General features: G+C 67.5%; 8 protein-coding genes. 3 read left to right on the top strand and 5 right to left on the bottom strand.

What is annotated here, in order from left to right:
- Positions 1-149 precede the first annotated feature (149 nt).
- Entirely contained in the window at positions 150-1,547 is a 1,398-nt protein-coding gene (locus ACZY0Y_RS19210; protein ID WP_463959846.1) for an MFS transporter, read from the bottom strand.
- A gap of 173 nt (positions 1,548-1,720) precedes the next feature.
- Between ACZY0Y_RS19210 and ACZY0Y_RS19205 the strand changes: the two genes are divergently transcribed.
- Entirely contained in the window at positions 1,721-1,978 is a 258-nt protein-coding gene (locus tag ACZY0Y_RS19205; protein WP_463959845.1) for a DUF1761 domain-containing protein, read from the top strand.
- 191 nt (positions 1,979-2,169) lie between these two features.
- Here ACZY0Y_RS19205 and ACZY0Y_RS19200 read toward each other — a convergent pair whose 3' ends face one another.
- The 4 genes from ACZY0Y_RS19200 to ACZY0Y_RS19185 are packed head-to-tail and all read right to left on the bottom strand — an operon-like array spanning position 2,170 to position 6,500.
- The gene (locus ACZY0Y_RS19200) at positions 2,170-2,949 is read right to left on the bottom strand and encodes an enoyl-CoA hydratase (protein ID WP_463959844.1); all 780 of its coding nucleotides are present in this window, start codon (positions 2,947-2,949) and stop codon (positions 2,170-2,172) included.
- Positions 2,946-3,932 (bottom strand): 3-hydroxyisobutyrate dehydrogenase, encoded by a 987-nt coding sequence (gene mmsB, locus ACZY0Y_RS19195; protein WP_463882165.1) that lies wholly within the window; start codon positions 3,930-3,932, stop codon positions 2,946-2,948. Before mmsB ends, ACZY0Y_RS19200 begins: the two co-directional genes overlap by 4 nt.
- Positions 3,925-5,001, bottom strand: coding sequence for an enoyl-CoA hydratase/isomerase family protein (locus ACZY0Y_RS19190; protein ID WP_463959843.1), 1,077 nt, complete (start codon positions 4,999-5,001; stop codon positions 3,925-3,927). The genes mmsB and ACZY0Y_RS19190 overlap by 8 nt, the downstream gene beginning before the upstream one ends.
- Positions 5,001-6,500, bottom strand: a complete 1,500-nt coding sequence (locus tag ACZY0Y_RS19185; RefSeq protein ID WP_463882161.1) for a CoA-acylating methylmalonate-semialdehyde dehydrogenase — start codon at positions 6,498-6,500, stop codon at positions 5,001-5,003. The genes ACZY0Y_RS19190 and ACZY0Y_RS19185 overlap by 1 nt, the downstream gene beginning before the upstream one ends.
- A 165-nt stretch (positions 6,501-6,665) precedes the next feature.
- On the opposite strand from ACZY0Y_RS19185, the gene ACZY0Y_RS19180 reads away from it, so the two are divergent.
- On the top strand, positions 6,666-7,472 hold the full coding sequence (locus ACZY0Y_RS19180; protein ID WP_463882160.1) for an exodeoxyribonuclease III: 807 nt from the start codon (positions 6,666-6,668) through the stop codon (positions 7,470-7,472).
- 31 nt (positions 7,473-7,503) lie between these two features.
- Positions 7,504-8,409, top strand: a complete 906-nt coding sequence (locus ACZY0Y_RS19175; RefSeq protein ID WP_463959842.1) for a DUF8083 family protein — start codon at positions 7,504-7,506, stop codon at positions 8,407-8,409.
- The last annotated feature ends 321 nt before the right edge of the window (positions 8,410-8,730 follow it).

Raw genomic sequence — 8,730 nt, 5'->3', positions numbered from 1 at the left:
GAGGGGTGGGGGGGGGGGGGGAGGGGGGGGGGGGGGGGTGGGGTTCGTGTGGGGGGTGTTTTTTTCCCTCCCCCCCCCCAGCCCCGCTCCCCCAACCAGGGGATCCCCCACGTCGGAATCCCCAGTCTCGATTGACTCGGCTCAGATCCCTAGGGACCGGCGACGGGCTCGATAAATGCTGTCTCGTCCACATGCTTCGACGAGGTGTGCGGACCGCCGTCTTCCAGCCCCTGCTTTTCGCGGTTGGGCAGAGCCAGGGTGCAGAGCACACTGAACACGCCGATCCCGGCGAGCAGGATCCCGATGGACCACGCACCGGACGTAACGGCGAGCTGGGCCGCCACGAGCGGGACAATGCCTCCACCCACGACGCCGGCGAGGTTGTAGCCCATGCCGGCACCGGTATAGCGGTACCGGGTCTCGAACAGTTCCGGAAGCAGGGCACCGGCGGGTCCGTAGGCGATGGCGAAGATCACCAGGGTGACGGTCAGGCCGATTCCGAAGGCGAACACGGTGTTCGCACTAAGGATCGGGAAGAGCGCCAGGGACCACGGCACGGCGAGGATGCACGAGGTGGCGATGACCTTCTTGCGGCCGAAGCGATCCGAGAGGATGCCTGAGGCCAGGGTGGCTGCGGCGACGAACAGTGAGGCGACCATGCCCGTGCCCAGCACCTCCACCCGGCTCAGCTGCATGCCGGTGGGGCTCGTGGCGTAGCTGGTGAGGTAGGCGGTGCCGACGTAGAAGAAGGCGAAAAGGAGCGTCAGGGAGCCGCCGGCGAGCAGGATTTCGCGCGGCTGGCGCCTGATTGATTCGAGGATGGGCAGCTTGGTGCTGGTATTGGTGACCTTGGCGGCGTTCTTGAACACCGGGGTTTCCTCGATGCTCAGCCGGACCCACAGGCCCACGAGCACCAGCACGGCGCTGAGAATGAACGGCACCCGCCAGCCAATGGTGATGAAGGCCTCGGACTTGTCTCCCAGCGTGAGGTTGGTGATAAGGAACGTGCCGCTGGCCAGGGCGAAGGCAACTGACGGGCCCAGCTGCGGGAAGGATCCGAAGAGCCCGCGTTTTCCCTTGGGGGCGTATTCGGCCACGAGGAGGGTGGCACCGGCCCATTCGCCGCCGACGGCGAGGCCCTGCACGAAGCGGAGCACCACCAGCAGGATGGGGGCGGCCACGCCGATGGTGCTGGCGTCGGGGATGAGGCCGATCATCACGGTGGCGATGCCCATCATGAGCAGCGTGGTGATCAGGGTTTTCTTCCGGCCGATCCGGTCGCCGAAGTGGCCGAAGATGATCGCGCCGACAGGACGGGCGAAGAAGGCCACAGCGAACGTGCCGAACGAAGCGATGGTGCCGGCCGCGGCGCCGAGGGCCGGGAAGAAGACGACCGGAAAGACCAGCGCGGCCGCGGTGCCATAGATGAAGAAGTCGTAGAACTCGATGGTGGTTCCGGCGGCGCTGGCGAAGGCAACCTTACGCAGTGTCTTGCGGCTGGGCGGTGCTTGCAGCCCGGCCGGCGAAGTCGGTGAAACTGAGGTCATGGCAATCTCCTTTGATGACAGCCCCAATGCCGGGCCCTGTGACTCAGATCACTGTAGCGAAAAGCGTGGACATCCAACTACCTCCCAAAAGAGGTAGTCACCAAAAGCGCGGGACCGCCCGGGCGGTCCCCTGGACTTCGTGAAGAAACAACACAGGACTTGAGGAGAGCGCGATGATTCCGGAGATCAACATCTGGGCGGTACTGCTGGCCACGCTGTCCAGCATGGCGGTCGGGTCCGCCTGGTACACGCCGAAGGTGTTCGGCAACTACTGGATGCGCGTCGCCAAGGTCACGCCGAGCGGGGATGCCAAGGACGCCGTGAAGCCGATCCTGATCACCCTGGTGGTCAGCGTCATCAGCGCCTGGGTGCTGGCCGGGTCCGCTGCCATCTCACAGCACTTGGCGGGAATTTCCTGGCCAACACCCTGATCACCGCACTGATCCTCTGGGCCGGGTTCACGGCCGCACGGTTCATCACCCACGATGCCTTCGCCTTCCGCGGCGGATCCTGCCTGGCGACGCGCAAAAGCCCTGACGCTACCGGAATTGCGGCAGCGCCAGGGCTTTTGCGCGTCGCAGGAACGTTGGCGCGTCGCAGGAACGTTGGCGCGTCGTGCGGCCTAGCGGTGCGTGAAGTCCGGCTGGCGCTTCTCGGTGAAGGCCGCCATGCCTTCCTTCTGGTCCTCGGTGGCGAACAGCGAGTGGAACACCCGGCGTTCAAAGAGCACACCCTGGGCCAGCCCGGTTTCGAACGCGGCGTTGACTGCTTCCTTGGCCACCATCGCCACCGGCTTGGACTTGGAGGCAATCACATCGGCGGCCTTGAGGGCCTCCTCCACCACGTCCGAGGCCGGCACCACGCGGGACACCAGCCCGGCGCGTTCGGCTTCCTCGGCGTCCATAAAGCGACCGGTCAGGATCATGTCCATGGCCTTGGACTTGCCCACGGCGCGGGTGAGTCGCTGTGAGCCGCCCATGCCGGGGAGCACGCCCAGGTTGATTTCCGGCTGGCCGAACTTGGCGTTGTCCCCCGCGATGATGAAATCGCACATCATGGCCAGCTCGCAGCCGCCGCCGAGGGCGAATCCGGACACGGCCGCCACCACGGGGATGCGCAGCCGGGTGAAGTCTTCCCAGCCCCGGAACCAGTCGGCCGCGTACATGTCCATGTACCCCTTGGACTGCATTTCCTTGATGTCCGCACCGGCCGCAAAAGCCTTGGCGGACCCGGTCAGCACAACCGCGCCCACGTCCGGATCGGTATCCATCGCGGACACGGCGGCCACGAGTTCGTCCATGGTGGCTTTGTTGAGGGCGTTCAGCGCCTGGGGCCGGTTGAGCGTCACGAGCCCCACCCGGCCGCGCCGCTCCACCAGAATGTTTGAGTACTGCTCCGTCATGCCTGTCCCCTCAGCTGCTGTTCGGATTTGTCCCGGATGTCGGTGATGATGCCGGAGAAGTCCCGGCCCGCCCCGCCTTCCGCGGCAAAGGTATCGTAAATTTCGGACGCGAGCGGCCCCAGCCTGGCGGCGACACCGGTACTTTCCAGCGCGTTGAGCGCCAGCTTGAGGTCCTTCGCCATGAGGGCTCCGGCGAAACCGGGCTGGTAGTCCCGGTTGGCCGGGCTCGTCGGCACCGGTCCCGGCACGGGGCAGTTGGTGGTCAGCGCCCAGCACTGGCCCGAGGCCGCGGAGGCGACGTCGAACAGCGCCTGATGGGTCAGGCCCAGCTTCTCGCCCAGCACGAAGGCCTCGCTGACCGCGATCATCGAGACGCCGAGGATCATGTTGTTGCAGATCTTCGCCGCCTGTCCGGCGCCGTGCTCCCCGCAGTGGACCACGCGCTTTCCCATGACCTCGAGCATCGGCTTGACCGCCTCGAAATCCTCCGGAAGAGCACCCACCATGAAGGTCAGGGTGCCCGCCTCGGCCCCGACGACGCCGCCGGATACCGGAGCGTCAACGGCCCGGTGGCCGGCCGCGACGGCCAGTTCCGCGGCCCCGCGCGCCTCGTCCACGTTGATAGTGGAGCAGTCCAGGAAGAGGGTGCCGGGCGATGCCACGTCCAGCAGGCCCGGCTGGCCGGGCTGTCCCGGCTGGGCGGGGATGCCGCGGTAGGCGTCCAGCAGATGCTTGCCGCTGGGGAGCATGGTCAGCACGACGGCGGCGCCCGCCGCGGCCTCAGCGGCGGTCTCCGCGGTGGCAATGCCGTGCGCCCGGGCCGTTTCCAGTGCGGCCGGGACCACGTCGAATCCGGTCACGGTGTAGCCGGCTTTGACCAGGTTGATGGCCATCGGCCCGCCCATGTGGCCAAGGCCCAGGAAGGCGATGGTGCCGGCCTGTACCCCGGGCTGTGCCGGTTCAGACGGGGATGCTTCAGACATTGTTGCGCTCCTTCGAAAGCTTCAGTTCACGGTCGCCGAGCGGCGCAAAATAGGATTCGACGTCGTCGCGGCTGACCTCCGCCAGGCTGGCCGGCTGCCAGTGCGGAGTGCGGTCTTTGTCCACCACCTGGGCGCGGATGCCTTCCCGGAAGTCGGGTCCGGCCAGGAACCGCAGCCCCACCCGGTATTCCTGCTCCAGGGCTTCCTCGAGGGTCAGTCCCCGGACGCGGCGCAGGGACTCCAGCGCTACTTTCACGGCGGTCGGTGACTTGGCCGCGATGGTGTCGGCGGCGTCGGAGGCTTCCCCGCCCGCTGCCCGGAGCCGGCGCAGGATCTCCTCGGCGTCGTCGCTCGAGTAGCACGCGTCAATCCATTCCTGCTGCGCCGCGAGGACGGAGGCCGGCGCCTGCTCTGCGAAGCGGGCGACGGCGGTGTCCGCTGACTCGCGTTCCAGGGCCTCGGCCAGGTCCCCGAGCTCCGCGGACGGGACGAAGTGGTCCCCGAGCCCCAGGAACAGGGCGTCGGCGCCGCTCAGGTGCGCGCCGGTGAGGGCGGCATGGGTGCCGGTCTCCCCGGGCGAGCGGGAGAGCAGCAGGGTTCCGCCGACGTCGGGCACAAAGCCGATCGTGGTCTCCGGCATGCCCATCCGGGTGCGTTCGGTGACGATCCTGACCGAGCCGTGCGCGGAGATCCCCACCCCGCCGCCCAGGACCAGGCCGTCCATGAACGCCACATACGGCTTGGGGTAGCCCGCAATGAGGGAGTTCAGCTGGTATTCCTCGGCCCAGAAACCGGCCGTCGCGTCGCCGCCGTCGAGCATGTCGCGGTAGATGGCCACGATGTCGCCCCCGGCGCACAGCCCCCGGTCACCGGCACCGTGGACCAGCACCGAAGCTACGGCGTCGTCGTCGTCGGCCCAGAGCGTGAGCTGTTCCAGCATGGCCGAGGCCATGCCCGCGGTGAGCGCGTTGACGGCCTGGGGCCGGTTCAGGGTGACAACGCCCAGCCGGCCGCGCCGTTCGAACAGCACCTCCGCTGACGGGCTGTCCCCGGAGTGTTTCCCCGTCATCAGCTGCCTTCCGGCATCACGAAGCTGGCGCCGGTGCGGATGCCGGAGGGCCAGCGTGTGGTGACCGTCTTGGTCTTGGTGTAGAAACGGAAGGCGTCGGCGCCGTGCTGGTTGAGGTCGCCAAAGCCGGAGGCCTTCCAGCCGCCGAAGGTGTAGTAGGCGATCGGCACCGGGATGGGGACGTTGATGCCGACCATGCCCACCTGGACCCGGCTGGCGAAGTCGCGGGCGGAGTCGCCGTCGCGGGTGTAGATGGCCACGCCGTTGCCGAACTCGTGCTCGCTGCAGAGGCGCAGGGCCTCGTCGTAGTCCTCCGCGCGGAGGACGCTGAGCACCGGGCCGAAGATCTCCTCCTTGTAGATCGTCATGTCCTTTGTCACGTTGTCGAAGAGCGTGGGGCCGACCCAGAAGCCGCCCTCGTAGCCCTCGACCTTGAGGCCGCGGCCGTCGGCCAGCAGGGTGGCGCCTTCGTCGACGCCGGCCTGGATGTAACCCTCGATCCGCTCCTTGGCGGAGGCCGCCACCACCGGGCCGAAGTCCGAGTCCTTGGCGAGGCTGTGGCCGACTTTGAGGTCCGCGATCCGCTCCTCCAGCTTCGCGACGAGCGCGTCGCCGGTGGCCTTGCCGACGGGCACGGCCACGGAGATCGCCATGCAGCGTTCGCCGGCGGAGCCAAAGCCGGCGCCCATCAGCGCATCGGCCGCCATGTCCAGGTCGGCGTCCGGCATGATCACCATGTGGTTCTTGGCGCCGCCGAAGCACTGGGCGCGCTTGCCGTTCGCGGCGGCTGTGGCGTAGATGTACTGCGCAATCGGGGTGGACCCGACGAAGCCGATGGCCTGGACCCGGGGGTCCTCCAGCAGCGCATCCACCGCCTCCTTGTCGCCGTTGACGACGTTGAAGACGCCCGCCGGCAGGCCGGCCTCGGTGAAGAGCTCGGCGAGCCGCAGCGGCACGGAGGGGTCCCGTTCGGAGGGCTTGAGGATGAAGGAGTTGCCCGCGGCGAGGGCCGGCCCGGACTTCCAGAGCGGGATCATGGCCGGGAAGTTAAACGGGGTGATGCCGGCGACGACGCCGAGCGGCTGGCGCAGCGAGTGGACGTCGATGCCGGTTCCGGCGTTGTCCGAGAATTCGCCCTTGAGCAGGTGCGGGGCACCTGCGGCGAACTCCACGACCTCAACGCCGCGCTGGATGTCCCCCTTGGCGTCGAGGAAGGTCTTGCCGTGCTCGGAGGACAGCAACGTGGCGAGTTCGTCCAGGTTCTGGTTGACCAGGTCAACGAACTTGAGCAGGATCCGGCCGCGGCGCTGCGGGTTCATGGCCGCCCATTCGAGCTGGCCCTTTTCCGCGTTGGAGACCACGTTGCGGACTTCCTCGGTGCTGGCCAGGGGCACCCTGGCCTGGACCTCGCCAGTGCAGGGATCGTAGACATCACTGAAGCGCCCCGAGGTGCCCTCAACATGCTGTCCGTCAATGTAATGGGATAGTTCGCGAACCATGATGGAATGCTCCTTTGCACCGTGTGATTGCGTGGTGACAGCCGGGCCACGTGTGACCCACGCCATCTTCTGCTCCCGAATATACTCGGACTTCCTACTAAATTCCAGAGGGGCGTCGCTGGCGGGCAACTTCGTCCGGCAGCCAAGTTCGGTAAGTTAGGGATTGTGAAGATTGCTACCTGGAATGTGAATTCGCTCCGCGCCCGTGCCGACCGTGTTGAAGCCTGGCTTCAGCGCACCGACTGTGATGTCCTGGCTATCCAGGAAACCAAGTGCAAGGACGACAACTTTCCCTGGGAGCTGTTCGAAAACATGGGCTACGAGGTTGCGCATTTTGGCCTGAGCCAGTGGAACGGTGTGGCGATCGCCTCCCGGGTGGGGCTCGACGACGTCGAACGCACCTTCCTGGACCAGCCCGTCTTCGGCAAGAACGGCAAGGACGCCGTTCAGGAAGCACGCGCCATAGGCGCCACCTGCGGCGGCGTCAGGGTCTGGAGCCTCTACGTCCCCAACGGCCGGGCCCTCGACGATGAACACATGCCGTACAAGCTCAGCTGGCTGGACGCCCTGAAGACCCATGCCGAGGGCATGCTCCAGAAGGATCCGGAAGCCCGGATCGCCCTGATGGGCGACTGGAACATCGCCCCGCAGGACGACGACGTCTGGGACATCGACTACTTCCGCACCGAGGGCCTCACCCACGTCAGCGATCCGGAGCGGGCCGCCTTCCACGCCTTTGAGAACGCCGGCTTCCAGGACGTTGTCCGCCCGCACGCCCCCGGCCCCGGCGTCTACACGTACTGGGACTACACGCAGCTGCGCTTCCCCAAGAAGGAAGGCATGCGGATCGACTTCGTGCTGGCCTCCCCCGCACTGGCCGCCCGGGTCACCGGCGCGGCGATCGACCGCGAGGAACGCAAGGGCAAGGGCGCATCGGACCACGCCCCCGTGATTGTGGAGCTGGGCGACTGATGGGCGCAGCCCCGGGAAGCGACGTGATCCAGTGACGGGAAACCTCTACCGCGGGCAGGCCGGGCTGCCGTTCTCCTCCGCGCTGCGGATCTACGAACCCCTGGAGGCGTTCCCGGAAGACCAGCAAGGGGCCCTGCGCGCGGCGGGGGCCCGGAGCGTTTCCCGGGCGGCCGTCGAAAACGCCGAGCTGCTTGCCTCCCTGGGCCGCATCACCCGCCCGGGCGGGGACCCGTTCCCTACCGGGGCGACAGACCTGGTCCGTGTCCTGGCCGTGCCTCTGGCAGGCGGCACCCCGGCAGCACATCCGGCCGGCGCCCCGGCACCGGGGGCCGCCCGGCCCGAGCGGTTGCTGTACTGCCCCAGCCAGCTGGTGCTGCGTGCCGGGCTGGCTGCCAACGCCCTGATGGAGGGCATCCATGGGCCGCTGGCCCAGCTGCTGATCCCGGAGGAGCAGCGCGACAGGCACCAGGAACGCATTGATGAGGTGCGGGCGCATTCCGGGCTGGGCCGCGTGCACACCCGGGCGTCCACCTGGGGTATCCCGTTCAGTTGGTTCTGCCTGTTCACGGAATCGGACCCTACCGATGTGGTGGAATCCGAGGGGCGGATTGTCACCGTGCGTATCCGCGCGAGCATCGCCGAGGCCCTGGAACGGGTCCGCTATGCGGTGGCCCACCTGGCCCTGGCCGCACCGGATCTGGACATGCTGGAGGACCTCACCCAGCTCACTGAATGGCTGGAGCTCTTCCACCCGGGGTCGGTGGTGGAACTGGATTATGGGGCCGTGGCGGACAAGGTCTACCCGGATGATTCACCCATGGATGTGCGGCTGGGCATTGAGTGCCTGGCCGAAGGGGACATGACCGGAGCGGCGGCCGCCTACCGCCGGCTGGCATCCCGCTGGATCCCGATCCGGCAGCTGGCCCGCGCTTCCTGACCTGCCCGAGGGGATTTCGGACAGCGGAATGAGGGGATTCTTCGACACTGCCAATGCTGGCCGTTGATGACTGCCACGGCACCTGTCGAACCCCGAACGGGCCGGCCGGCGCGGAGCCGGCCGAACTTCGCGCATCGTCCCGGCGGGGTTGCGCGGTAACCGAAGAGCGGACGGTACCTTTGAGTGGTCACTGAAAGGTACAGCGACCGACTAAGCCTTGATCCACCGATCCGCCTGGGCTGATGATCTGGATCTGACTTTTGGCGGTTTTGCGGGCTGAGTGCGTGGTGGGGTGCCGGGCCTCGCTGCCCTTGGGTGTTC

The organism is Pseudarthrobacter kochi (assembly GCF_055412805.1).
The sequence above is the reverse complement of the archived record's forward strand: the minus strand, read 5'-3'. Positions and strand labels throughout refer to the sequence as shown.